The organism is uncultured Roseobacter sp. (genome assembly GCF_947492555.1).
In the GTDB taxonomy this organism is placed as follows: Bacteria; Pseudomonadota; Alphaproteobacteria; order Rhodobacterales; family Rhodobacteraceae; genus Roseobacter.
In genome coordinates, this window is record NZ_CANLNE010000001.1 from 559158 (window position 1) to 583836 (window position 24679).

Annotated in this window: 20 protein-coding genes and 2 tRNA genes; 15 read left to right on the plus strand and 7 right to left on the minus strand. The window is 58.9% G+C overall.

The window, feature by feature from the left end; all coding sequences use genetic code 11:
- The first annotated feature begins 157 nt into the window (after window positions 1-157).
- From Q1A07_RS02600 to Q1A07_RS02610, 3 genes are all read left to right on the plus strand, one after another.
- A complete protein-coding gene (locus Q1A07_RS02600) occupies window positions 158-1984 on the plus strand; it encodes an EAL domain-containing protein (RefSeq protein ID WP_299777557.1) in 1827 nt (608 codons plus the stop codon).
- Window positions 1985-3050: 1066 nt separating this feature from the next.
- Window positions 3051-3830 (plus strand): hypothetical protein, encoded by a 780-nt coding sequence (locus tag Q1A07_RS02605; RefSeq protein WP_299779121.1) that lies wholly within the window; start codon window positions 3051-3053, stop codon window positions 3828-3830.
- A 16-nt stretch (window positions 3831-3846) separates the two neighbouring features.
- Window positions 3847-5031 carry an MFS transporter gene (locus Q1A07_RS02610; protein WP_299777559.1) on the plus strand — a complete coding sequence of 395 codons (1185 nt, stop codon included), beginning with the start codon at window positions 3847-3849 and terminating at the stop codon, window positions 5029-5031.
- Window positions 5032-5143: 112 nt separating this feature from the next.
- Here the strand turns inward: Q1A07_RS02610 and Q1A07_RS02615 are convergent, their stop codons facing one another.
- Complete coding sequence (locus Q1A07_RS02615; protein ID WP_366944008.1) at window positions 5144-6370, minus strand: MFS transporter; 1227 nt, start codon at window positions 6368-6370, stop codon at window positions 5144-5146.
- Here Q1A07_RS02615 and Q1A07_RS02620 point away from each other — a divergent pair, their 5' ends adjacent.
- Window positions 6371-7429 carry a GlxA family transcriptional regulator gene (locus tag Q1A07_RS02620; RefSeq protein ID WP_299777561.1) on the plus strand — a complete coding sequence of 353 codons (1059 nt, stop codon included), beginning with the start codon at window positions 6371-6373 and terminating at the stop codon, window positions 7427-7429.
- 815 nt (window positions 7430-8244) lie between these two features.
- Here Q1A07_RS02620 and Q1A07_RS02625 read toward each other — a convergent pair.
- Window positions 8245-8334 (minus strand) — tRNA-Ser (locus Q1A07_RS02625).
- 22 nt (window positions 8335-8356) lie between these two features.
- On the opposite strand from Q1A07_RS02625, the gene Q1A07_RS02630 reads away from it, so the two are divergent.
- From Q1A07_RS02630 to Q1A07_RS02665, 8 genes are all read left to right on the plus strand, one after another.
- Window positions 8357-8578 (plus strand): hypothetical protein, encoded by a 222-nt coding sequence (locus Q1A07_RS02630; protein ID WP_299777563.1) that lies wholly within the window; start codon window positions 8357-8359, stop codon window positions 8576-8578.
- On the plus strand, window positions 8575-9420 hold the full coding sequence (locus tag Q1A07_RS02635) for an SPOR domain-containing protein (protein WP_299777565.1): 846 nt from the start codon (window positions 8575-8577) through the stop codon (window positions 9418-9420). Before Q1A07_RS02630 ends, Q1A07_RS02635 begins: the two co-directional genes overlap by 4 nt.
- A 21-nt stretch (window positions 9421-9441) precedes the next feature.
- The gene (locus tag Q1A07_RS02640) at window positions 9442-10611 is read left to right on the plus strand and encodes a D-alanyl-D-alanine carboxypeptidase family protein (RefSeq protein ID WP_299777567.1); all 1170 of its coding nucleotides are present in this window, start codon (window positions 9442-9444) and stop codon (window positions 10609-10611) included.
- On the plus strand, window positions 10608-11246 hold the full coding sequence (gene tmk / locus Q1A07_RS02645) for a dTMP kinase (protein ID WP_299777569.1): 639 nt from the start codon (window positions 10608-10610) through the stop codon (window positions 11244-11246). Before Q1A07_RS02640 ends, tmk begins: the two co-directional genes overlap by 4 nt.
- On the plus strand, window positions 11243-12349 hold the full coding sequence (locus Q1A07_RS02650) for a DNA polymerase III subunit delta' (RefSeq protein ID WP_299777570.1): 1107 nt from the start codon (window positions 11243-11245) through the stop codon (window positions 12347-12349). The genes tmk and Q1A07_RS02650 overlap by 4 nt, the downstream gene beginning before the upstream one ends.
- Window positions 12350-12381: 32 nt before the next feature.
- Complete coding sequence (locus tag Q1A07_RS02655; RefSeq protein WP_299777572.1) at window positions 12382-13188, plus strand: TatD family hydrolase; 807 nt, start codon at window positions 12382-12384, stop codon at window positions 13186-13188.
- Entirely contained in the window at window positions 13188-13988 is an 801-nt protein-coding gene (locus Q1A07_RS02660) for an MBL fold metallo-hydrolase (RefSeq protein ID WP_299777574.1), read from the plus strand. Before Q1A07_RS02655 ends, Q1A07_RS02660 begins: the two co-directional genes overlap by 1 nt.
- A 69-nt stretch (window positions 13989-14057) precedes the next feature.
- Window positions 14058-14987, plus strand: coding sequence for an AEC family transporter (locus Q1A07_RS02665; protein WP_299777576.1), 930 nt, complete (start codon window positions 14058-14060; stop codon window positions 14985-14987).
- A 163-nt stretch (window positions 14988-15150) separates the two neighbouring features.
- Here the strand turns inward: Q1A07_RS02665 and Q1A07_RS02670 are convergent, their stop codons facing one another.
- Together Q1A07_RS02670 and Q1A07_RS02675 are read right to left on the minus strand one after the other, a co-directional pair.
- Entirely contained in the window at window positions 15151-16167 is a 1017-nt protein-coding gene (locus Q1A07_RS02670) for a hypothetical protein (RefSeq protein WP_299777578.1), read from the minus strand.
- A 196-nt stretch (window positions 16168-16363) separates the two neighbouring features.
- Window positions 16364-17818: an aldehyde dehydrogenase family protein gene (locus tag Q1A07_RS02675; protein WP_299777580.1), complete on the minus strand. Its 1455-nt coding sequence runs from the start codon at window positions 17816-17818 to the stop codon at window positions 16364-16366.
- A 144-nt stretch (window positions 17819-17962) separates the two neighbouring features.
- Here Q1A07_RS02675 and Q1A07_RS02680 point away from each other — a divergent pair, with 144 nt between their 5' ends.
- Window positions 17963-18322, plus strand: coding sequence for a hypothetical protein (locus tag Q1A07_RS02680; RefSeq protein WP_299777582.1), 360 nt, complete (start codon window positions 17963-17965; stop codon window positions 18320-18322).
- Window positions 18323-18383: 61 nt separating this feature from the next.
- The gene (locus Q1A07_RS02685; protein ID WP_299777584.1) at window positions 18384-18869 is read left to right on the plus strand and encodes a copper chaperone PCu(A)C; all 486 of its coding nucleotides are present in this window, start codon (window positions 18384-18386) and stop codon (window positions 18867-18869) included.
- Between the two features lie 82 nt (window positions 18870-18951).
- Here Q1A07_RS02685 and Q1A07_RS02690 read toward each other — a convergent pair whose 3' ends face one another.
- The 3 genes from Q1A07_RS02690 to Q1A07_RS02700 form a co-directional block, all read right to left on the minus strand.
- Window positions 18952-22173, minus strand: a complete 3222-nt coding sequence (locus Q1A07_RS02690) for a 2Fe-2S iron-sulfur cluster-binding protein (protein ID WP_299777586.1) — start codon at window positions 22171-22173, stop codon at window positions 18952-18954.
- A gap of 144 nt (window positions 22174-22317) precedes the next feature.
- Window positions 22318-22403: transfer RNA gene (locus tag Q1A07_RS02695), tRNA-Leu, on the minus strand.
- A 123-nt stretch (window positions 22404-22526) separates the two neighbouring features.
- The gene (locus Q1A07_RS02700) at window positions 22527-23813 is read right to left on the minus strand and encodes a peptidoglycan-binding domain-containing protein (RefSeq protein ID WP_299777588.1); all 1287 of its coding nucleotides are present in this window, start codon (window positions 23811-23813) and stop codon (window positions 22527-22529) included.
- Between the two features lie 156 nt (window positions 23814-23969).
- Here Q1A07_RS02700 and Q1A07_RS02705 point away from each other — a divergent pair, with 156 nt between their 5' ends.
- Window positions 23970-24638, plus strand: coding sequence for a DsbA family oxidoreductase (locus Q1A07_RS02705; protein WP_299777590.1), 669 nt, complete (start codon window positions 23970-23972; stop codon window positions 24636-24638).
- Window positions 24639-24679: the final 41 nt, after the last annotated feature.

The following is a 24679-nucleotide window of genomic DNA, read 5'->3' on the forward strand; positions in this document are numbered from 1 at the left end:
GGGATCGGCCCGCAAAGCCCCGTAAACTTGCAGGCTTCCAGCGTTTACTCACGAATGGTTCCACTTTTCTGCAAAAAAACGTTCGCACATTGTTCAAGCTTAACGGTTCCTAGTCGTCTGGCGGCTATGCAAACGTGGAACAACGTAGAACTTGTCCGTGATCCCTGCTCAGATATTCAATCAAATCAATGATAAGTGCACTGAAGGCCTCGCACTCGCTCTGGCGTCGAATGACGACGGTGCTGTCATGGAATTCCAATGGTGCAACAAAGCCTTTTCAAAGATTACCGGCTATGACGCAGACGAGGTTTTAGGTCAACGCGGAACCATTTTGATCGGTCCGGATCTGGAGCAAGGCGTTCATCTCTACATCATCGAAAAACTGATGAACTGGGAGAATTTTTCAACCAAGGCGCTCAACAACCGCAAAAACGGCGAAAACTATCTGCAGCGTATGGGCTGGACACACCTCTCCGATCCCGAAACCGGCAACCATTGGTGGCTCTGCTCGATCATTGAACTCGAGGAGGAACGTGCCAAACCCGCCACGCGACAGGACGATCTTTCCGCGATACCGGATCAGGCAGGCTACGCAAAAGCCGTCGAAAAAATTCATCGGCTGGAGAAGGAAAATACGCGCCTGCATGAACTTGCAAGGTCGGTGGCCAAGGACGCTAACGAAGATGCTTTGACCGGCCTGTCCAATCGGCGGCATTTCGAGGTCGAGTTGAAGACCTGGATAGGAAATCTCAAGACGCATGGAACAGAATTCGCGGTACTCTATATCGACCTCGACCGGTTCAAATTCGTCAACGATACGCTTGGTCACGATGCTGGCGACCGACTGCTGGTGTCCGTTGCCCATATGCTGCGGGATCTGACCGATGAGACCGATCTGGTCGCGCGTCTTGGCGGCGACGAATTCGTGATCCTGAGACCGCTCGGGACCAGCGCCCTGAATGTAAGCAGCCTGGCCGACGAAATTGTTCAAAGGATGCAAGCGCCATTTTCATTTGATGGCAAATCGACCGCCTGCAGCGCGAGCGTCGGCGTAGCGATCGCAAATGCCAGCATGGATGTTCCGGAACAGGTCGTCGCAGATTCCGATGCGGCCCTCTATCACGCGAAATCCCAAGGGCGGGGACGGTGGTCGTTTTTCACCGAAGAGATGCACGCGAATTCCATTGCGACCAAGCAACTGGCATCGGATCTCCTCATTGCCTGCGAAAGACGAGAATTCATCCCGTATTTTCAACCCTTGATCGATGCGGAAACGGGTCGAATTGTTTGCGCAGAGGCACTGGTCAGGTGGCCTCATCCCACCAGAGGACTTCTCGCTCCGGCGGCCTTTCTCGACACCGCTTCACATCTGGGGATTCTTAAGAGGATCGATGAGATCGTCTTTGCCAGTTTGTCAGGTGCCCTGTCGGATTTTGACGAAGCAGGCGTTGATCTTCCTCGGGTTGCGGTGAATGTCTCCGCCGCCAGGCTGGCTGATCCAACCTTCATTCATGATATCAAGAGCTCCGGCATCGATCCAAAGCGGTTGACCGTCGAAATTCTGGAGTCCGTCTATCTGGATCGCATAGGCGACGTGGTTCGGTGGACCATCGACGAGCTTGACGAGTTGGGTGTTACGATTGCGCTCGACGACTTCGGCACCGGGCACGCATCAGTGCGGGGGTTGCTGGAAATCAGGCCGACGATCCTGAAGATTGATCGCCATTTCATTCAACCAGTCGTATCGGACGTCGGCGCCAGATCACTAACCGCGTCCATAATCGGTATCGGAAAGAGCCTCGGCATGCGGGTGGTCGCCGAAGGCGTAGAGTCGGAAGAGCATGCACGGATCATGAGCAAGATGGGTTGTGATTACCTGCAGGGTTTCTACTTTGGCAGACCAATGAGCAAGACCGAATTGCGTGACAGGCTGCTTGAAACAGGGGGCCAGTTCTGGTCGCCGGAGATACGGGACGTCGGTTGAGCGGTGTGACAGTTGTCTGGCAACGCAAAACTTGGCGACGCTAACCTTTGTCGCCTTAGGTATGAGGCGCCATCTCGTCCCAGCCTCATGCCGCTCAAATAGACTCGGCCGCCCTAGCGGATGAGCCATCAATCGCAATCCGTAACAAACCGCCCTATGCAGCAGCAGTGACAGCGAGTTCAATCGCACGAGAAAGCGCTTCATCGGCAGAATATGTGGGTTGAGCAGCGGAACAAACCTGCCTGCGCCCTGGCCCGACTTCATAAACACAGGACACGTACGCGCCATTCACGATTGCGGACGCGCATGGAATCCACCGTCCTCCAGGGCCTTCGACAGCGTTTCCAATGCATACATTCACCGACCCGGGAGGTGGGCTGCCCACACAGGAAGACACATCAAGAAGTTGATCAATATTCATAGCCGTCCCTTTCGCAACGCAATATCCAAGCCGGATTTGGCAAAAATATGGCTGTGCCTCCGACGCCGCCTTCCGAATGCCACATTTCGGGAAGTCGAGAGAAACAGATCGGACTTGGAGCTCGGCTGCGCGAGTTACTTGGAAGCTTAAAACATAATTAACCCATTAAAAGCAAAGCACTAATCGCACTTCGGAATTATGGGAGACTTTCATTAAATTCTATGAATCTTTCTTGTTTTGATCGCATTCGCCTCGGGTGTCTGAGGCGGGCAGAACAACAACGATGGATTGCGTAGATTGAATGATGGACCGGATGACAGAATCCAAAGAACTACTGCTGCTGCGGCCCCACGCCCGACATTTGCGGACATGAACAATCCCCGGAAACGTCTGCGATGCAGCGACGCACTCGAGCCAAACGAAGAGCCTTACTTCAAATAATCATCCACGTTTACCGGCAAAAGGCCGCGCGCGCAGGAGACGTCACGCAGTCCAGGGGCTCTCTTTCAAACCAACAACCCCAAAGACCTGAGACCGGGAAGCCGTTAAAATTTCTGTTTGCAGATCAAACTTGGCTAACAAATCCTTAACCAATTGATGGGAATGTACTTGCCTGACCGGAAACAATTGGCCAATTGGGTGGGCATGTTACCAAGTAGACTGTTTAATATCACGGCCAGCCTGTCTGGCATTCTTCGCGATCTTGAAGGCATGGGAATTCAGGTTGAAGTCGGCGACGACTTTGCCAAATACCGCGCTTATCGAAGCCAGCAGCCTGATCGCGGTCCAATCTATCCGATGTTCGATGTGGCGAGTTCTTACGTCGATCGTACAAACGGCTTCTGGATTTGCGGCTTCAATGCCAATGGTGAGCTCGTCCACACGCAGGCAGTGCGTCTTCTGGACCTGTCGGGCATTTCGCTGGCGACGCACCTGAACGACCACCGCCACAAGTATATCACCCCCGATACGACGCCCGATCCGAATTGTACCTTTTACTCGGGGCCGGAAGCGCTGCAGACGATCACGGGACAGGTTTGCTATCAGGGCGATTTCTGGCTTCGTGCCCACGGCCTTGGCGGTCCGCGCAGCCAGGGCGCAACCGCACTGCTGTCACGTGTCCTTTTCGAAATCATGGTCGGAACCTGGAACCCATCATTTGTTTTTGCATTAGTGCCCAAACGATTGGGCGCAAAGGGCGCCCACCTGCGGTACGGCTACACGCATTGTGAACCCGGACGATGGCTGGGCCCGGACCAACAGGTAACCGAAGAGGATTACCTGATCTGGATGGGAGCCCGGGACATGGCCAATATGCTTGCGCCGGTGCCGGAAGTATCTCAACACGCGCTTGGCGTTTCAGCAGTCCGTTCCACCAAAACTGTTGATGCAAAGGACCATCTCGACGCACGTGCAAATGTCTGATCGGTGGGGTTGATCGATGACGGCCCATACGTCGGATATTGAAAAGGAAACTCTGGCGTCCGGGCCGCCGCGCAAAGCGATCATAGGACCGGTCGCAGCAAACGTTGCGTTCGTGATGGAACTCACACTGGTTCCGCTGCTATTGCCAGCGATCCAATTACACTTCGATCTGTCGATCAGCAAATTGGCCTGGGTTTTCAATTCTTATGGCATTGCGGTTGCGGTTGGCGTGCTGCTCGGCGGCTGGTGTGGTGACGCTTTTAGTACGAGAAAAGTCTTCGGCTATGGGGTCGCATTCTTCGCTGCCGGATCGCTCATCGTGGCCGCCGCAGACAGCTTCGAGATGCTCATCGCAGGGCGCATACTTCAAGGCCTTGGCGGCGGAATCTTTGCGCCGCTTGTGCCCCTTCTCCTTACACGAGCCTTGCCGCAGAAGCCAGGAAGGGCACTGATCGTCTGGGGTAGTATTTCTGGTTACCTTGCTGCTTTCGCACCACTTTTCTATGGCAGCTTCCTTGGTGGAGATGGGTGGAAAACCGCATTCATTTTCATCGCAATCATAGCAGCAATCGCATTATTGGTCCTGAGCGGCTCCCCATCCAGCAAAGATCCTGCGCCATACACAGGCCGTCCCGCCGACTATTCGGCGCTTTTTCAAGCTCGTGACCTATGGATGACATTTCTCTACGTGTTCTGCACATACGGATCCATCACTTATTATTTGTTTCGACTCCCGGTCTGGCTGTCAGAAAATGAAGTCGAAGCAGCCAGCATCGGCTTTGTACTGTCGATCATGTGGCTTACCTTCTCTTGTCTGAGTACACTGTTGCGAAACATGGTAGACAGTCCACATCTTGGGGCGATCATGTTTGCAGCACCGCTGCTTATCGTCGCCGGATTTCCGCTTTTGTACCTCGGCGATAACTTCTTGCTGCTTATTGCGTCGTCAGTTCTGGTTGGGTCAGGTTTGGCCTGCAGCAACGCACCCTCGACACAGTTGATCCTGAGGTTCGCGCCAAAGGGGATGAGCGCGGTGTCAACCAGCCTCGACATCACCTTCGCGCGCTTCGGTGGAATTGCGGCGGTTGCACTACTCGCGGAGACCGAGTTTGCATATGCCGCAGTTGCGATGGGCCTTTCGTGCCTGGCCGCAGCCGTCTGCGCGCTTGCGGCAAACAAGGGGCTGGCTGACGAAGGGTGATAAGCGGACCTTCGTCTTGAGCCGCAAGTGACGGCAGCGCTGACTTTTCTTCCGTCCGAGCAAGGTTTTAGGGTGCCTGCCCCACCGATCCTTGCAGTATTGATGACGTGTCTCAGGCTGGCGACGGAGACCGGACTTCCGGTTTGTCCTTCATCAAAAACACCAAAATGCCCGCAAACACTGCCAGCCAGACAGAGGACCACCAAACCAAATCATACTGAGCATAGAGATCATACAACATTCCCCCAAAGTAGGCCCCGGCGGCAGCGCCGATCTGATGTCCGGCCGAAATCAATCCGAAGGCCAATCCCATGACCCCCCTGCCGATATGGGAGGCCACAAGGCTCGCCGTCACCGGCACGGTTGAATAGTCCACCAGCCCAAACAGGATTGAGAAGAAGACAAGCGTCTCGAAACTCGCACCGACGTTGAGCAGGATAATGAAGGTCAGGCCGCGCATCAGATAAATCAGCCCCAACAGGAGCGGTCTGTTCACGCGATCCGTCAACCACCCAGCCAGGATCATCCCGACAAGGTTGATCGCGGACAAGAGTCCGTAAGCTGTGGCGGACGGAAGCGGCCCGAACCCGCAAAATGCAGCATAAGGCAGAAAGTGGGTCTCGATCACACCCGAGGTCGTGTACCCGCAAATGAAATAGCTCCAGAACAGGATTTGAAACGCTGGTAGTCTCAGGATGTTCCGCAAATCCTGTAGCAGTGTGCTGGCTGAACTTTTCTCTTTGCCTGCGATGTCTTTACTTTCCACGTTTTTGGGAAACCATCGAAAGACGCAGCCCATGATGATGAGTGTCCCGATGCCAAGAGCCGCAAAGGCCATGCGCCAGTCATAAGTGCTGATGAGCAATGCTAGCAGCGGGACAAAGATAAATTGGCCGCCCGTTGAACCTGATGTCGCAATACCGGTCGCCAGACCTCTGTTCGTCTCAACCTCTTGTTCGACGGCAGTTGAAACGACATGCGTGGCGACCAGGCCAAATCCGACAGCCGCGACGCCACTGAACGCCAGAAAAAAGGCAATAGGGTTGGCCGTGGCAGCAATCAGAAAACACCCTGTCGCCAAAGCCCCAAGCCCGATTAACAAGATCGCGCGCGCGCCCTGTTTGTCGACGAGTCGCCCCCCGAATGGGGCAATTGCGGCCATGACGAGGAGGGCAGCAGCCGCAGCGCCAGACGTAAAGCTCCTGGACCAGCCAAGCTCCTGTTCCAGAATAGGCATAACCAATCCAAGGGCCGCTCTTGCCGAAAATGTCAGGGCGAGGGCAACAAAGGACAATCCGATGATCAGTGTCGCTGTCTTGTTTTGAGATGCTAAGGGCAAATGACTGGCTCCAATGTGTATGACCAGATCGGTTTACATGCCGCAAAGAATGGCATAAATGACAATATGCAATCAAAAACAGCCAACTCGATCCGTCGCGTCGTCTTTATCATCTATCCGGGCGTCACTCTTCTGGATGTCACGGGGCCGCTTCAGGCATTTTCAAGTGCGAACAACACTGAGATTGCGAATGGCAAACGGCACTATCAGATTGAAGTGGCATCTCCCGAGGGCGGACCTGTTGCTACAGATTGTCAGGTGGACCTGAGCAGCATCCCTCTCGAACAGGTGGCCCGCGATCCTATCGACACATTGATCGTTGCGGGTGGGGAAGGTGTCTTTGATGCGGTAGAGCAAAAAGATCTTGTGGACTGGCTTGCCGCGACCAGCAAAGGGTGCAGGCGCATCGCCTCGACATGTATGGGATCCTTTCTGACCGCAGCTGCCGGATTGATCAACGGACACAGCGTGACGACCCATTGGCGTCAGGTAGATGAATTGAAGCGGCGCTTTCCTGAAATTGATGTAAAGCGCGATCCGCTATTCATTCGAAATGGGAATATGTGGTCGTCAGCCGGGGTTACGGCGGGTATCGACCTTGCGCTTGCCATGATCGAAGAGGACATGGGGCATGAAGCCGCCATGCAGGTTGCACAAGCCCTTGTGGTGTTTTTCAAGCGACCGGGCGGACAAGCCCAGTTCAGCGATGTACTCAACATTCAGGCTTCGGAAACCGAGGGGCTGTTCGCTGACCTTCATGCCTGGATCGCAGGGCATCTGCAAAGCGACCTGAGCGTTCCGAAACTCGCAGAACGGATCGCCATGAGCCCGCGCAGCTTTTCTCGGAAATACAAAGAGAAGACGGGCATGACCCCCGCTAAAGCTGTGGAGATCATGCGTGTCGATGCCGCCAAACGCGCACTTGCCCGAAGCGATTTGCAATTGGGTGAGATCGCCTTCAACGCAGGTTTTTCAGATGAACAACGTCTTCGGCGGGCGTTTCAACGTCACGTGGGCGTATCGCCTTTGGCCTATAGAGACACGTTCGGCGAAAACTAGTATTCAACACCTGACGAGCCCCGGAGCCGTCATTCGCCATTCTGCAACGATATGGAAATAGGTCTCCTAACCCTCGTCTGAGAGTTTTGGCCAGATGACAACGACCAGCCCGAAGCGGACTTTGAACCGCCTGAATGAAGCGTTATGCTTGCTGGTTCGCTCCCTGTTGGGGCCGCAAAACTGAATTCCATTAGTGTTTCTCAGCTTTTTCCTAGAGGATCGCGCCAATACGTTCTCAGGAAACCTCACTCCTGAGCAGATGGCGAAGTGGCAAGTGATCTTCCATCCTCACATTCTTCATTAGGATCTCAAAGGACACCTCAGCAGCCACCACAGCGTCTTCTGTAAGGGGCTGTGAAGGAGTCAGCCACGGAGGGGTGCGAGAAGCGCAAGACGGCGCTTAGGTGCGGGGCTTTCTATGTCCCATCCAGCGCCGGCGAGTACGTACAACAGTGTAGCTCAAGGATAACTCACCGGGGCCATGGGTTACCACGCTCAAGCAAATGCTTTCCGGGTTGTGGTCCCAACCTTCGCCAAAAGCAATTCTGCTTGAGATACCAACCCTTAGGCGGGCTCTCGGATAGATAAACTTCGACCAGACGTTCCATAAAAATCAGCAGTGGAAAGAGCTAGCGATGCGAACGAAGTAGTAGTTGCCCAATCAGAGGTGGTCACTTTTCAAATTCTTGTGCCTTTGAAAGCGTATCGTTCTTGGTATGCGATCTTCCATCGCTACTGTGGACTAGTCCAAACGGGCTTTTCACTGGTCAATTGCAGCCCATGATTTGTCGTAAAACATTGAAATGAATAATTAATGGCGGAGGAGGTGGGATTCGAACCCACGGTACGCTTTCACGCACGCCGGTTTTCAAGACCGGTGCATTCGACCACTCTGCCACTCCTCCGGCTGAACCGTCCTAAAGGTCCATGAACGATTCTGAAACCGGTAAAATCCATGTCCATTCTTTGGGGAATATCGCCGATTTGATGCGCAACATCTTCCCAGACCGTGCAAGCCAAGGTACACTGCCGCCAAAGAACCCTATTCAAGGGACAAAAAAACGTGCCGGAAACCCGGAAAACAGGCAAGGACTATCATTATGCGCGGCGATATTAACCCCCCTCGAAATCCCGCATTCAAGGTCATGACGGGGCTTTTTGCCTTGAGCATATTGGCCGGTTGTGACGATGCTGGCTCCTTTAGCTTTAAAGATGTTTTTACCCCCAAACCGGAAGCGACCGAAGAGGCCGTGGAAGCTGGTCCGGCGGCCACAGTAGTCGAACGCGATGTGGAAGCGCCTGAGGTGTTTTCAGCCACCGAAGCCGGCCTCTGGGACGGTCGCCCATCTTTGGGCGGTGTGTGGGTGGCGCATCCCGATGTAACCGAACCGGAACGCGTGATCATTCGCAATCAGACCAATGGCCAGTTCGTCGTGGGCGCTCTGTTCCGCCGCGAGCGTGACATCCCTGGCCCGCGCCTGCAGATGTCTTCTGACGCCGCCGAAGCGCTTGGCGTGCTGGCTGGCGCGCCCGTTGAACTGGACGTGACGGCCCTGCGGAAGGAAGCCGTGGAACAAGCGCCGCCCGTTGCGGAAGAACCCATCGCAGAACCAGCTGAAATCAGCGAAACTTCACTGGACCCAATCGCCGCCGCCGGGGCAGCGATTGACGCATCCGAACCGACACCAGTTACTCCCGCGGCAGCGGCTCCAGCCCCATCTGCACCGGTCATCGAATCCAGCCTGCCAAAATCCACATTGAAAAAACCCTTCATTCAGATTGGAATTTTCAGTCAGGAAGCAAATGCCGAACGCGCCGCCAAGCAGATGCGCGGCGCAGGTCTGATCCCCACGGTGAAGCAGCAGGAAGCCGGCGGGAAGCCATTCTGGCGCGTCGTTGTTGGACCAGCGACAACAGCGGCGGAGCAGAAAAAACTTCTGTCGACCATCAAGGGCGAAGGCTTCTCTGACGCCTACGCCGTGACAAACTAACTGATTGAGGAGCTTGTCGCCATGATCCGTCTTGCCGCAGCCCTTCTGGCTCTCAGCCTTTCGGCCACCACCACCGCCGCGTTTGATACGCGGGCCACTTCCGCCTTCGTCGTGGACCAGACAACCGGGACTGTTCTGCTCAACAAGAATGCAGATGACCCGCTGCCACCGGCCTCCATGTCCAAGCTGATGACGCTTTACATGGCGTTCGAAGCGATCCGGCGTGGCAAGGCCGATGGCGGTCTGGACCTCAATGAGGAATTGCCGGTGTCCGAGCACGCGCAATCCTACGGCGGCTCCAGCATGTTCCTGCGGTCTGGCGAGCGCGTGTCCGTCGAAGACCTGATCCGCGGCATCATCGTCCTGTCAGGGAATGACGCCTGCGTCGTGATTGCCGAGGCGCTGTCGCCGGACGGCACCGAATATGGCTTTGCCCGCCTGATGACCCAGCGTGCGCAGCAGCTGGGCATGACCAATTCCACCTTCAGCAATGCCAGCGGCTGGCCGCAACCCGGTCATCTGATGTCGATGCGCGACCTTGCCCTGCTGGCCAATCGCCTGATCACCGATTTCCCGGAATTCTACCCGCTTTTCGCGGAAACGGAATTTGAGTTCGACAACCGTGTGCCGAGCAACAAGCGCAACCGCAACCCTGTTCTGACCATGGGCATCGGTGCCGATGGGCTCAAGACCGGCCACACCGAAGAGGCGGGCTATGGTCTCACCGGGTCCGCGAAACAGGGCGACCGCCGGGTGATTTTCGTGATCTCCGGTCTCGACACGGTACAGGCGCGCGCGCAGGAATCCCAGGCTATCGTTAACTGGGCCTTCCGCCAGTTTGCCATGCGTCCTCTGGCGACAGCGGGCGAACAGTTTGCCCAGGCCAATGTCTGGATGGGCAGCGAGCCAACGGTGGGGCTCGTTGCGGCCGAAGACATCAGCATTCTGATGCCGGCGCTGGCCGCCAACGAAATCGAGGGCGAAGTGGTCTATACCGGGCCGGTAAACGCGCCGATCAAGGCCGGGGATCAACTGGCGGAGCTGGTGTTCACGCTGGAGGGCCTGCCGGAGACACGCTTGCCGCTGGTGGCGGATCGCGACATTGCGGCGGGCGGGTTTGTCAGCCGCGTCAGCACCGCAGCGCTGGTGCTTTTCAAGAAGCTCGTTCAGGGACCCGAGGAGGCGACGTGAGCGCAGACACGCGCGCGACGGCAAGGTTCATCACCTTCGAAGGCATCGACGGCTCCGGAAAATCCACGCAAATCAAGCGATTGGCGGCCCATCTGACAAAAGCCGGTCATGATGTCGTGGTCACGCGTGAGCCGGGCGGCTCTCCGGGCGCTGAGGAAATCCGCGCGCTGGTGTTGCAGGGCGATCCGGACCGCTGGTCGGCGGAGACGGAAATCCTGTTGTTCACGGCTGCCCGTCGGGACCACATGGAGCGCACCATCCTGCCTGCATTGAAGGCCGGAAAGATCGTGCTCTGCGACCGGTTTGCCGACAGCACACGCATGTATCAGGGGCTGTCCCGGGGCGATCTGCGTGGCGTCGTGGATCAGCTGCACAGCCTGATGATCAAGCGGGAGCCGGACCTGACCGTTCTGATCGACATGGACCCTGCGGTCGGCCTGTCCCGCGCTCTCTCGCGACAAACGGTGGATGAACGGTTCGAAGCCTTTGGCGAAGATCTGCAAACCGCCATGCGGCAGGGGTTTCTCGATCTGGCCACGGAATTCGCAGACCGTTTCCGGATCATTGACGGCGCCCGCGATGTCGACGCCGTGGCACAAGACATCGCCACGCTGGTGGATGCGGAACTGGCATGAGCACACCGGATCAGATCGAAGGTGCGCCGCATCCGCGCGATACGCCCACGCTCTTTGGTCAGAACGCAGCAGAGCAGGCCTTTCTCGACGCCTTCACGACCGGGCGGTTACATCATGCCTGGCTGCTGACCGGCCCACGCGGCATCGGCAAGGCCACGCTGGCCTGGCACATCGCGCGGTTCCTGCTGGCGACACCACCGCTGGAGGACGATGGCCTCTTTGGTGCCCCGCCGCCGCCAACATCGCTGGCGATTGATCCCGAACACCCTGTCGCCCGCCGCATTGCCGCCGGGGCCGAACCGGGATTGAAGGCCATCACCCGCACGCCAAATCCGACGACCGACCGGATACGTGACCAGATCGTCGTGGATGACATTCGCGCGTTGGCCGGGTTTTTCCAGCTGTCGGCCACCGACGGCGGACGCCGCGTGGTGATTGTGGATGCGGCGGATGACATGAATACTTCTGCGGCAAACGCACTGCTCAAGATGCTCGAAGAGCCGCCTGAAAGGGCCACGCTTTTATTGATCAGCCACCAGCCTTCCGGCCTTCTGCCAACGATCCGCTCGCGCTGCCGGACCCTGCGGCTCAATACGCTGTCGGCGGAGGACATGGCACAGGCCTTTGATCAGGCCGGTATCGATGTGGGCGATGCCACCGGGGCGCTGGCAGAGCTCTCTGGCGGATCGGTTGGCGCGGCCATCCGACTGTCCCTGCTTGACGGTCTGAAAACCTATGCCGATCTGGTCGCCCTGATCCAGACCCTGCCGCAATTCGACCGGGCCGCCGCCCTGAAGCTGGCCGAGGCAGCTGCAGCGCGCGGGGCAGACGCCAAACGGGATCTTCTTTTTGAGTTGATCGACCTGCTGCTGTCGCGCCTGGCCCGCACCGGTGCAACCGGCCTGGCACCAGGGATCGAAGCCGCCCCCGGGGAGGCCGCGACCCTTGCCCGGCTTGCCCCGGATCAGGCCGCGGGCCGTGCCTGGGCGCAGATTGCCCAAGAGACCGGCGCGCGCGCGCGCCATGGGGTTGCAGTGAACCTTGACCCTGCCGCTCTGGTCCTAGATACCCTCATCAAGATTAGCCAAACCGCCACCGGGTAAGCTTTGCCCGGTCGCCGAACGACCGGACCGGCATGACCGACACGCCTCAGATCACCGACAGCCACTGTCATCTCGATTTCCCCGATTTCGACGGCCAGCATGACCAGATCGTCGCCCGCGCGGCAGAGGCCGGCGTGACCCGCATGGTCACCATCTGCACGAAGCTGAAAAACGAACCCGCCGTCCGCGCGATTGCCGAGGCGCATGCGCCGGTTTTCTATGCCGCGGGCACCCATCCGATGAGTGCCGCGACCGAGCCAATGGCGACAGTCGATCAGCTGATCGTCATGGCCCGGCATCCGAAATTCGTGGGCATCGGTGAGACGGGACTGGACTACCACTACACGGCGGAAAGCGCCGAGATACAGCAAGCCTCGCTGCGCGTTCACATCGAGGCCTCGCGTGCCACCGGCCTGCCGCTGATCATCCACGCCCGCGATGCGGACGACGACATGGCCCGCATCCTGAAAGAGGAACATCAGAACGGCGCATTCACCTGCGTGATGCACTGCTTTTCCTCCTCAGCCGCGCTTGCGCGCACCGCACTCGATCTGGGCTTCTACCTGTCGATGTCCGGCATCACCGCTTTTCCGAAATCCGGCGTGCTGCGCGAGATATTCGCCGCCGCGCCACTGGAGCGCATTCTGGTCGAAACCGACGCGCCTTATCTTGCGCCGCCTCCCTTTCGGGGCAAGCGCAATGAACCGGCCTATACGGCGCAAACGGCAAAGCGCGGCGCCGAAACAATGGGCATCAGCTACGGCGCTTTCGCGGCCCACACACAAGCCAATTTCGACCGGCTCTTTTCCAAGGCAGCGCAATTCGGGATCCCTGCCTGATGGCTGACATGCGCGTGACCATCCTGGGCTGCGGATCCTCGGGCGGCGTGCCGCGTCTGGGCGGTCACTGGGGCGATTGCGATCCGTCGAACCCGAAAAACCGCCGCCAACGTTGTTCCCTGCTGGTGGAACGTCAGGACGCGGGCAGCAGCACTACCGTATTGATCGACACATCCCCCGATCTGCGCAACCAGTTGCTGGCAGCTGAAGTCGGGCGGCTCGACGCAGTCATCTACACCCACGCCCATGCGGATCACGTGCACGGCATCGACGATCTGCGCATGATCGTTTTCAACATGCGCGCCCGGCTGCCGGTCTGGGCGGATGCGCCGACGCGGGATGCGCTGATGCAACGGTTCGACTACGCCTTCGTGCAGCCCGAAGGCTCCACCTATCCACCCATCCTCGACATGAACCTGATCGACGGCGATGTAACCATCGAGGGCGCCGGCGGGGCCATCACCTTTAGACCGTTCGAAGTGGCCCATGGCGGCATGGACGCGCTTGGCTTTCGCATTGGTGATCTGGCCTACCTGCCGGATGTCGCGCAGATCCCGGACGCCGTCTGGCCGATGCTGGACGCGCTTGACTGCTGGATCGTAGACGCCCTGCGCCGGGATCCCCATCCGACGCACGCCCACCTTGCCCAGACGCTGGCGTGGATTGATCAGGTAAAGCCAAAACGCGCCGTGCTCACCAATATGCACATCGACCTCGACTACGACACGCTGATGGCTGAAACGCCCGCCCATATCGAACCGGCCTATGACGGGCTGACCCTCACCTTCCCCGCGCCCTGATCTTCTCTTGGCGACAAATATCCCCGCCGGAGGCTCCCGCACTCTGCCGCCGCGCGCAAAGGCCCGCTCATGCAAACCCTGCTTGACGTCATCATCCCGGTCTTCCTGGTTATCGGCTTTGGGTATGTCGCCGTCTGGCGCAACCTCTTTACGGCGGAGGGTGTCGACGCGCTCATGCGGTTCACCCAGCATTTCGCGATCCCCTGCCTGCTCTTCCAGGCCATCGCCAAAATCGACCTTGGCAGCTCCTTTGACCCGGCCCTTTTGGGTAGTTTCTACGCCGGGGCCAGCATCTGTTTCACCGCAGGCTTCATCGGCGCACGCCTGTTCTTCGGGCGCGCCTGGGAAGACTGCGTGGCCATCGGCTTTTGCTGTCTTTTCTCCAACTCCGTCCTGCTGGGCCTGCCCATCACCGAGCGCGCCTACGGGCCCGAAGCACTGACCGGGAATTTTGCCATCGTGGCGCTGCACTCGCCCTTCTGCTATGGCCTTGGGATCACGGCGATGGAAATCGTACGCAACCGCGGCCAGTCGGTCCTGGTGATGCTGCGTGGTGTGGCCCGAGCCATGTTCCGCAACGCGCTGGTGCTGGCCATCGGGCTGGGATTCATCGTCAACCTCTCCGGTTTCGCGGTCCCGGATGTTGTCGACGACGCGCTGTCATTAGTAGCCCGCGCCGCCCTGCCTGCAGCACTCTTCGCACTTGGCGGCGTGTTGGTACAATACCGACCCGAAGGCGACGGTCGCACGATCGCCATGGTCTGCGTGATCGCCCTTGTGCTGCACCCCGCACTGGTCTGGCTCTTTGGCAGTGCGCAGAACCTGCCCACCGACGGGTTCCGCTCCGGCGTGCTCACGGCGGCCATGGCGCCGGGGGTCAATTCGTATATTTTCGCCAATATGTACGGTCGTGCCAAACGAGTCGCAGCCTCGTCAGTGCTGATCGCCACCGGCGCGTCGGTCTTTACCGTCTGGCTCTGGCTGATGGCGCTCAATTAGAAAACTTGGTTTCATCGTCATCGGTTTACAAACACCACCCCGATTGGTCTGTCACGTAACACACCCCAACCTGTGTCGAAGCGTGATTCATGTTCAAAAGTGTAGAACGAAGGGCCATTTCACTGCAGCTGCGCCAAGGTCTGCTTTCCCACCTGCGGGACGATCAAGCGTCACGTTTGCTTACCGCTTTCCGCAAGCTTTGGATCACGATTTCTGTGGCCTGTTCATGCACTTTTCTTCGGTCAACACTCTCATGATCCGAAAAGATGTCTGCTTTCCCGATGAGCGACTTATCAGATGGGAAGTCCAGGAATGTGTAGTGCCCGACATGTCCGCCAAGGCAGTGGAGATGGAACCTGTCGTTCTGGGAAGCAATCCAATCGGCACAATGCTCTGATGGCGCTTCGTCATCGGCACCGCCGGTAAGGACCACAACGTGCAACTGGAGTTCAGTGATCGATGCAGGAACGAATGAACGGATTGGTGGCGCGGGCGCAATCGCAACGACAGAGGTGATCCGAATGTCTGAAAAGTCATTACCGTGTCGTGCCCAAGAAACGCGGAAGGCATTCGATGTTTCCATCAGAGTTGGAATGCTGTCCTCCGCATCCGGAAACTCTTTCGGACCACCTTCGGTGATCTTGTTAGCCCTCCGCCAAAGGTCAAACTCATCCAAAGAAGTTCGCGCCCCGGACAGAGCTAACACAGTGTATCCCCCAAGAGAAAAGCCCACAGCAGCGACGTGATCGAAGTCCAGCCTGTTAGCGAAGAAGCCGCTCACTCCAAGTTCTGAAAGCAGTGCCGACAAGTCCGTTGCCCGTTCCCACCAGCAAAGAAAGCCCTCTGGGAGGTAAGGTTCCAGGCCCGTGTTGCCATGGTGATTTGCGCCCAAGACCACATAGCCTTCCGACGCGAGCGCGCGCGCGAGCCAACCAAGGCTCTCAGCCGTGCCACCAGTGCCATGGGATAGCAGTATGACGGGAAACTTTTCCTTCAGGGCCAGCGTGGCCTCCCAGATAGCATTTCCAGGTTCAAAGAATTTCCCTGGAGGCCGCTCAAGCCTCTCTACAACTTCCGCTGGATACCACGCTGACCATGCGATTGGGCGCGCTCCATTGTTTTGCCAGTTTGAGCGTGACGCGTCCCAGATCACGCCGGTTCGATAACCACAGATTGCCATCTTGAGCCTCCATTATTGGCAACGCTCTGGAAATTTTTGAGAATTTTCAATGGTCATTCTGCTCAGCTACCCAGTTTTGTAGAAGCTGACATTCGTGGACACCGCTGCATCGGTCAAAGTGGGCTCGTTGCTGCCATTGGCCCAGCCTCTCCACTTAGGGGCCGAAGGTATCTGACGTTATATACCCAGGGATGACTTACCCATGGTGCGCAGCGACCGTCTTTAACGTTGAAAACCCGTAGAGCGCCTCGAACCCCTTCTCGCGCCCGTGTCCGGACAACCCGGTGCCGCCGAAGGGCAGTTCGACGCCGCCGCCTGCCCCGTAGTTGTTCAGGAATACCTGTCCTGCCCGCAACGCCTTGGCCAGCCGCATTTGCCGCGCGCCTTCCCGCGTCCAGACCGAGGCCACCAACCCGTAGGCGGTGCCATTCGCGATGGACAGAGCCTCTGCCTCATCATCAAATGGGATCACCACCTGAACCGGGCCAAAAATTTCCTCCTGTGCCAACCGGTGATTCTCTGTGGCTCCTGCAAACAGCGTCGGTTGCACATAGGCCCCGTTTTCGGGCAGGCCATCTGGCAAGATTGCGGCTCCCGCAATCTCCAGATCAGACCCCTGCGCCAGGTACCCCTCGACGATATCTTTCTGCCGGGCAGAGATGAGTGGCCCCACGTCCAGATCGTGCAGCGCAGGCCCCACCTGCAAGCCGCAATAACGGTCCGCCATCCGGCTCACCACCTGATCATAAACGCCACGCTGGACCAGGATACGCGACGCCGCAGAGCAGGTCTGCCCGGCATTCTGGATGCCCGCGTTGACCAGAAAGGGCAGTGCCGCATCGATATCCGCATCCTCGAACACCAGTTGCGGGGATTTTCCACCAAGCTCCAGCGTCACCGGCACCACGTTCTTACCCGCCGCCTGCTGTACCGACCTGCCAACGCCCACAGAGCCCGTGAAGGAGATATGATGCACGTCCGGATGCGCCGCCAGCGCCGCCCCGGCCTCTGCCCCCAACCCCGGCACCACATTCAGAGCGCCGTCGGGCAGACCGGCCTGCCGCGCCAGCTCAGCAAAGGCCAGCGCGGTCAGACAGGCCTCTTCCGCGGGTTTCAACACCGCCGCATTGCCCATGGCCAAGGCCGCGCCCACCGACCGTCCGATGATCTGCATCGGATAATTCCATGGCACGATATGGCCTGTCACCCCGTGGGGCTGGCGCAGGGTGTAGACCGTGTAGCCATCCATGTAAGGGATCGTGCTGCCATGCACCTTGTCGGCGGCACCGGCGTAAAACTCCATGTAACGCGCCAGGGCAATGACATCCGCCCGCGCCTGTTTCAAGGGCTTGCCAACGTCACGTGCCTCAAGGGCTGCCAGCGCTTCCGTCTGATCCAGCACCAGCTGCCCCAGACGCGCCAGCACCCTGCCGCGTTCTACCGCCGTGGATCGCCCCCAGTCCCCGTCCAGCGCCATCTGTGCTGCGGCCACGGCGCGATCAATATCCTCCGCCTGCCCCCCTGCGATCTCGCAGAGCGCGTCCCCTGTCGACGGATCGGTCAGCGTGAGCCTCTCGCCCTTGGCGGCGGCCTGCCACCTGCCAGCAATGAAACACAAAGATGGATCAAGACCCAAGGGTTGTAGTGTCACGCTCTCTCTCCCTGTTCGTGCGTCTGCATTGATCAGCGCATCGCAGGCGTCGCGGGTCAAGTCGTCTCATTGCGCCTTGCGACAGAGCTACGCAGCCGCGTATCCGGTCTGGACCCGCCTCAGCCAAGCCCCTAAGACAGGATCATGGTCCGCCGTCTCCTCTCCCGCGCTGGTTTCGCTGCACTGCTCCTTGCGAGCCTTGCCATGACGGCCTCCGCCTTTGCGCATCGGGTCGCGAGCGAAGACCGTTCACCCGAGTTGCTGAGCTATCTCAGCATGGGTGGGCTGCTGGAGGAGATCTGCGGCGAGAACGATGCCGCACATGCGCTGAGTTCCTGCGCCGCCTGCATCATCAGCAGCAACGCCCTGACACCCCGGCGCGTGGACATCGCAGTTCGCCGCCTGGATGCACAAGCTGCCGTGTTTGAGATCCAGATACGGAAACCTTTCATCCATCGTGCGCCCGATCGCACCCACCCGACCCGAGCGCCGCCAACCGCGTGATCCCTTCCAAACCTGTCTTTACTCCGCGCTCTGAAGAGCGCAGCCTTCAAAGGATCACACCATGAAAACCCTGACGTTCGCGGCGACCGCCGCCTTGCTTTCCTTCTCGACCGCCAGTTTCGCCCATGAATACAAATTGGGCGACCTGGTGATCGACCATCCGATGGCCTTCAACACTGCGGCCACGGCCCAAACAGGTGGCGGCTACCTGACCATCACCAATACCGGCGACAGCGCCGACCGCCTTGTGGGCGTGCGCGCCGACTTTCCCAAGGTCGAATTGCATACCACGGAAGAAAAAGATGGTGTTGCCCGCATGATGCATGTCGAAGGCATCGACGTTCCCCCCGGTGAAACCGTCCTGCTGCAGCCCGGTGGGTTCCATGTGATGTTCATGGGGCTGGGCGGCGATCCTTTCGAGGTGGGCGAAAAAATTCCAGCCACGCTGATTTTTGAAGAGGCCGGCGAGGTTGAGGTCATGTTCAGCATCGAAGAACGCGGCGCCGCCGACAAAGTCGACCATTCAGACCACAAAATGTCGCACTGAGACTGGCGCGGGGCCTGCCAAGGGCCCCGCTACTGCCGCCCCGCGCTACGCCGTGGCTGGCCTCAGACCGCGGCTCACTCTTTCAGAGATCAATTTCGAGGACGCCGCCCGGTTTAGCCGCGCGGCTCTGGCAGAGGATCACTGCCTCCTCGCGCTGTTTCTTTGACAGAACGAAATCGCGATGCTCGACCTCGCCCGAGATCAGCCCGCATCTACACACCCCGCAAATCCCGTCCGAGCATTTGACGTCGATGGGAATGCCATTCTCGGTCAGTACATCGGTGGCGGATTTATCGGCAGGCACCTGCAATTCTCGTCCGCTGCGCGCCAGCCGTAGCGTGAAATCGTGATTTTCGTATTCCGGCAGTTCGGGCACAGAAAAGTACTCCACGTGGCACGCGTCCTCCGCGATGCCCTGCCGCGCAGCAGCCTCCATGACGCTGGACATATAGATCTCGGGCCCGCAGGCGTAGACATGTGTGCCCGCCCCCTGCCCGGCAAGCACCGCGTCCAGATCGGCGCGGCTGCCCGCGTCCGAGATATGCACGGAGGCATTCTCGGCCCAGGGCACGCGCTGCAGCGCATCCATGAAGGCCGCCGAGGCTTGCGTGGATGCGGAATAGTGCAGCTCGAAATCAAGACCCCGGGCATGGCATTCATGGGCAAATGCCATCATCGGGGTTACCCCGATCCCACCGCCCATCAGCATGTGTTTTGTCGCCTCTTCGGCCAGCGGGAAGTGGTTGATCGGCTTTGAGATAAACACCTTGCGGCCTTTGGCGAAAATCTTGTGCATCAGTTTGGAACCACCGCGCCCCGCGTCTTCACGCAGCACCGCAACCTTGTAGCATGTGCGATCCGCCGGGTCCCCGCAGAGCGAAAACTGGCGGAAGAATTCTGGCGCGACCACGATGTCGATATGCGCGCCAGCCTGCCATTCAGGTAGCAGACCACCGTCAAGAGCGTGCAGCTCATAAAGGGAGACGTCGTCGTTCAGCGGGGTGACCTTCGCGATCTCAACCCGAACCACCGGCGCATCCCCATCGCCCAGATAGGTATGCGCCAACCCTTGTGTCTCACCCCGCTCCAGACGCGCCTGATACTCCTCGGCGGTGATCAGCGCCTGATATGCCTCGATCCCCTTTTCGCGATCCATGGGGAAGGGAAAGGGATGCGGTGGCGGCGCAAGATTTGCCGGATAAACCGCAAGGGTCTGATCCTCATAGTCAAGCTTCAGATCGGTTTGAAGTTCCCGGTAGTTCTTGGGTTCTTCCACGGGATCGAAACCGCCCCGGTCATTGACCTTCAAGTCCCACCACCAGCGCTTTTGCGGGTTGATCCGACCGTTGCCGACCAGATCATCCGCCCGGGCCAATACCCCGGCCATCGCGGGCACATTCATCGCGATCCAGCGCAGAGGCTTTTCGTGCTGCAACCCTTCCACGTTCCAGGGGCAGGTCTTCATGCAGCGTCCGCACATCGCCCCGCCCTTTTGCGTCAGCCGGTAGGTCAGGCATTTCTGGCTGTCCGACTTCCAGATTTCATAGCCGTTGAACATCAGCTTGGGCCCGGCGGTGATGGCCCCTGACGGGCATTCGCGGGCGCATTTGTTGCAGGCTTCACAGAACGCCTGCATGCCGAAATCGATAGGCTTGTCATGGGTGAGCGGCATGTTGGTGGTGATGCATCCCGACTTCAGGCGAGGCCCGAGGAATGGGTTCACGATGACCTCACCGATGCGGCTGACCTCCCCCAACCCGGCCAGCAGCAGCAATGGCGGCTGCAGCACCTCGCCATCGAGGTTGGTATGGACGCGCGCCTCGTAGCCCAGATTGCGGATCTGCTTGCCGATCACCCCGCCGAGCAGCGAGAAACGCAGATAGGCGCGCATGGATTGCGTGACCGCGATCCAGTCATCCCCCGAGGAGCCTTCCGTGGTTTCAAAGCCCTGGTCGATGATCAGGCTGATGGCGTTGTCGTGGGTGGGTGTGATCGGCTCCCCCACGGCGTCATGCGAGTACCAAGCCCAGTCCGGACAGCGCGATATGCCCACCGCGTCCGCGCCCATGAAGTAGGCCGCGGCCTTGATCCCCTCCGCGTTGCGGGCTGCATCCTCTGCCTGTGGCGCAACCGTCTCTGCCACCGGCCCTTGCTGCAACAGTAAAAGCGCGCCCGAAGGCCTCCGGATCGCATTGCTGATCGGCGCCTTCTGCGCAAAATAGCCACCGGTCGTCGCCTGCTGATTGGCCTTGCCCATGTCGCCGAACTGAGCACGCGCGAACATGTCCGTGCGTTTGGGCACCCGCGCCACACGCGCTTCATCGATGTAGGTTGTGGGGGTATCCACCCGCTTGAGCGTCTCGAAAGGATGTGGTCCATCGGCGTAGCGCCGTTTGGCGTAAGGATCCAGCGTGCGGGCGCTTTTCTGCGATCCCTTGCCCAGCTTCCAGGCCAGCCCGCGTGTCAGCGACCGGGGTTGTTCTGCCAGAGGCCGCAGGGGTTTGTCGGGTGCCATGGCAAAATCCGTGGTCACCGCCGATACCTGAAAGCGGTCTTTCACAAAGGGGTTCACCAGCTGCCCGTCTTCGACGCTCGCGAGGCCCGCACCGACGGCCAATTTGTTAAGATCAACATCCGTGGACGTGGTCGTATGCGCCTTTGCGTCAAACCCAAGAACCCGCAAATACCCGGCGATGATGACAGCCGTCTCTGCCGCCCGGAGGCTGGCGCGCTGTGGATGGGCCTCAGCAATCCAGTCATATCCGGGTTCGTCCTGGGCGGGATCGCGGCTGTAGTCGTAGAGAAACACAATCGTATGCGTATGGGCGTCGATGGTGCGCGGCGGCGCGGTCATGCTGTCCCGCAGATCTGCCATGATCGTGTCGATCCCGGCAGCCAGCGTCTTGGTCTGTTTCGTCTTGAGGTCTTCGGCAAGGCGGTCGATACCCGGATTGCGCAGAGGGGTCTTCAGAAGCTGCGTGCGGTCGAACTGTCCGACGCCAACCATCGGCGCATCCTGAAAGTACCCAAAGGATTTCACATGGCGCGCTCGCTCCGCCGGATCGGTTGGGCAGGTCGATGTCTCGCGGTTGATCAACCCGTCGCGGATCGCGTCGAGCATGGCCTGATATTCGGCCATCGCATTGACCAGCGAGGCGGGCATGTCGCCGCGATCAAAGGACACCGGCTGCAGGGGCGGAACATTCGTCAGATCTGGTGTGGTGTCGATCCTTGCCAGACGCTCCAACGGAAAGGGACCCAGATGAAATGGCCGATTTCGGGTCGAGAATATTCGAGTAGTCAAGACGTTTCCCTTTGCGCGCAACGATCACCCACACCCTGCAATGCCCGGCACGCAAGGGGATGTCAAAATGAATGCGGGATTCGCACAATCCGCAGCGCGCAGTTCAACCTGAGCACTAAACCGGGCGGCGTTGAGGGAAAGGGGTGGTGCGGATGAGAAGACTCGAACTTCCACGGGTGTTACCCCACAGCGACCTCAACGCTGCGCGTCTACCATTCCGCCACATCCGCACGCTTAGGAACGATTGCGTCTTTAGCCTGCCCGCGACGCCTTGTGAAGAGCCATTTTAAGCAAATCGCCCCGGCACGCAGAAGCGGCCGGGGCGTAAAAGTCTGCGCTGTCACGTGCGTACGTTACTCGGTGACGGAAAACACCGGCAAGACACCAGCTTGCGCCGGAGCACCACCAGTCAATTGCAGCGAGGCCTTGCGCAACAAATCGGTGCGCTCAGGCTGGCCCGGCACGAATACCGCATCCGCGCCCGCATCCGTCGCAGCAAGGGCCGCTTCGTACCATGTCCCGGCTGCCGCCACATTTTTCTGTGTGCCAAATCCCAATGCCAGGTGGTGACCCATCAGCTCGCCATAGACCGTTTCACCCAGCGCATAGAGAATCAGTGCGGAACCCAACGCTACATTCGTGTTGTCGGTGCGGTATCCCACGCCGAGACAAATCTTGGCCGTGCCGGACAGTTGTTGGGGTGTCGTTCCCGTGGACGCTACAAAACCCGACACCTCCTGCGCCACCACGTCGCGCGGCTTCTGCGACAGGCTATTGACATAGGGCTGAACCACCGGTCCGAACCCATCACATTGCGCTGCAACCTGCTGCGGCGTGAAGCCGTTAACCTGGCTGATCAATTCCTCGCTGCGCGCGATCGCATAGGTCCGTGCGAGGCAGAATTGTTCGTTCAGGGCGGCTGTCGGATCCGTCATAGAGGCCGCGGTCGTGTAGCCGTTCGTGCTGGTAAGGAGCGACACAGTGTTACAGTGAGATGCCAAAGACGCCTCCGGCGCGCCGCTTTCAAAGAAGTTCGGCAAAGCCGCGTTCAACGTGGGTGCTGCAGTTGCAACCGGTGCGGCGGCAGGTGCAGTGGCGACGACGGACTGCGTCACAGGCGCGGGCTGCGGCGCTGCCACGACAACAGGTGCCTGCGCTTGCGGTACAACCTGACCGGCGAGTTCAGCCCGGTAGGTTTTCAAAAGCCCACGGGTGCCTTCGGGGTTTGCCGCAACCAACTGCGTCGTCTGATAACCACCAGCCTGTGCACGATTGTAGGACGTCACCAGGAGGTCCTGTTCAAATGCACTCAGCTGGCCCGTCGCAGGATAGCCCATGTAGGCCTGATAGGACGAAATAGCATTGCGAGACTGACGCCCCAACTGGCCATCGACAGTGCCTGCATTGAACCCGAAGTAATTCAGTGAAGACTGAATTTGACGACCTTGCTGCGTGGAGGGAATGCCTGACCGGTAAACGCGCTGCTTTTTCTTCTGGTTGTTCTTGGTCACAGCGTGACCCACAACTCCGCCAATCAGGGCGCCCGCAATAAAGTCGCCAGCATCGGCTGCAACACGTGACGCAGGCATGGCCGCAACAGAAGCGGCCAACGCTGCAGCAGTCAAACGTTTGGAAAACATGGAAAATCTCCGACATAAAATACAGATGGCTTTAGGCTATCACAGCTTTCGATTCGACCGAAGCCCCGGTCAAGCGGGCTTTTGCTTATTCCGACCTTGTCTTTTGGACCGGGGCGTCCAACTTTGGGCGCACCTCGTCCAACATGGATTTCTGCTATGGCCGCCTCTGACCTCACCTCCGACACCGTGCAAATTGATATCGTCTCAGATGTTGTGTGTCCCTGGTGCATTGTCGGATACAGACAGCTTGAACAGGCACTGGAGATGACAGGCGTCACCGCCGAGCTGCGCTGGCATCCGTTTGAGCTCAACCCATCTATGCCGCCGGACGGCCAAAACCTCATCGAGCATATGGCCGAGAAGTATGGCGCGAGTGCCATACAATCACTGGAAAATCGCGCGCGGTTGCAGCATTTGGGCGCGGATCTTGGAATTGCGTTCAATTTCACCGATCACAGCCAGATCGTGAATACATTTCGTGCTCATCAGCTGTTGGATTGGGCGGAAGAACACGGAAAACAGCATCCCCTGAAACTGGCCCTGTTCGAAGCCTATTTCAGCGACGGACTCGATGTCTCTGATAAGGGTGTTTTGACTCAGGTTGCGCGCAGCGTCGGTCTCAATGCGGCGGATGCCAGCGAGGTCCTGACCGGCGGGGCGCATGCGCAGTCGGTCCGCGACAAGCAGCAATTCTGGACCAATCGCGGCATTTCCGGCGTGCCTGCAATGGTATTTGGCGGAAAATATCTGCTCACCGGGGCACAGGGCGCGCCAACCTACGCCGACATCTTGCGCAAGGTGCAGGCTGAAACCGCTGCAGCCTGAGCAGGCTTTGCTTCGGTCCCGCGCTGGGATAGGGAACGGCC

Excerpts from the sequence above, each read along its gene's own strand:
- Q1A07_RS02685 (WP_299777584.1), top strand. The coding sequence starts at position 18,384 with ATGAAAACCCTGACGTTCGCGGCGACCGCCGCCTTGCTTTCCTTCTCG.
- Q1A07_RS02665 (WP_299777576.1), top strand. The coding sequence starts at position 14,058 with ATGCAAACCCTGCTTGACGTCATCATCCCGGTCTTCCTGGTTATCGGC.
- Q1A07_RS02640 (WP_299777567.1), top strand. The coding sequence starts at position 9,442 with ATGATCCGTCTTGCCGCAGCCCTTCTGGCTCTCAGCCTTTCGGCCACC.
- Q1A07_RS02660 (WP_299777574.1), top strand. The coding sequence starts at position 13,188 with ATGGCTGACATGCGCGTGACCATCCTGGGCTGCGGATCCTCGGGCGGC.
- Q1A07_RS02680 (WP_299777582.1), top strand. The coding sequence starts at position 17,963 with ATGGTCCGCCGTCTCCTCTCCCGCGCTGGTTTCGCTGCACTGCTCCTT.
- Q1A07_RS02635 (WP_299777565.1), top strand. The coding sequence starts at position 8,575 with ATGACGGGGCTTTTTGCCTTGAGCATATTGGCCGGTTGTGACGATGCT.
- Q1A07_RS02620 (WP_299777561.1), top strand. The coding sequence starts at position 6,371 with ATGACTGGCTCCAATGTGTATGACCAGATCGGTTTACATGCCGCAAAG.
- Q1A07_RS02605 (WP_299779121.1), top strand. The coding sequence starts at position 3,051 with ATGTTACCAAGTAGACTGTTTAATATCACGGCCAGCCTGTCTGGCATT.
- Q1A07_RS02655 (WP_299777572.1), top strand. The coding sequence starts at position 12,382 with ATGACCGACACGCCTCAGATCACCGACAGCCACTGTCATCTCGATTTC.
- Q1A07_RS02670 (WP_299777578.1), bottom strand. The coding sequence starts at position 16,167 with ATGGCAATCTGTGGTTATCGAACCGGCGTGATCTGGGACGCGTCACGC.
- Q1A07_RS02705 (WP_299777590.1), top strand. The coding sequence starts at position 23,970 with ATGGCCGCCTCTGACCTCACCTCCGACACCGTGCAAATTGATATCGTC.
- Q1A07_RS02700 (WP_299777588.1), bottom strand. The coding sequence starts at position 23,813 with ATGTTTTCCAAACGTTTGACTGCTGCAGCGTTGGCCGCTTCTGTTGCG.
- Q1A07_RS02650 (WP_299777570.1), top strand. The coding sequence starts at position 11,243 with ATGAGCACACCGGATCAGATCGAAGGTGCGCCGCATCCGCGCGATACG.
- Q1A07_RS02630 (WP_299777563.1), top strand. The coding sequence starts at position 8,357 with ATGAACGATTCTGAAACCGGTAAAATCCATGTCCATTCTTTGGGGAAT.
- Q1A07_RS02610 (WP_299777559.1), top strand. The coding sequence starts at position 3,847 with ATGACGGCCCATACGTCGGATATTGAAAAGGAAACTCTGGCGTCCGGG.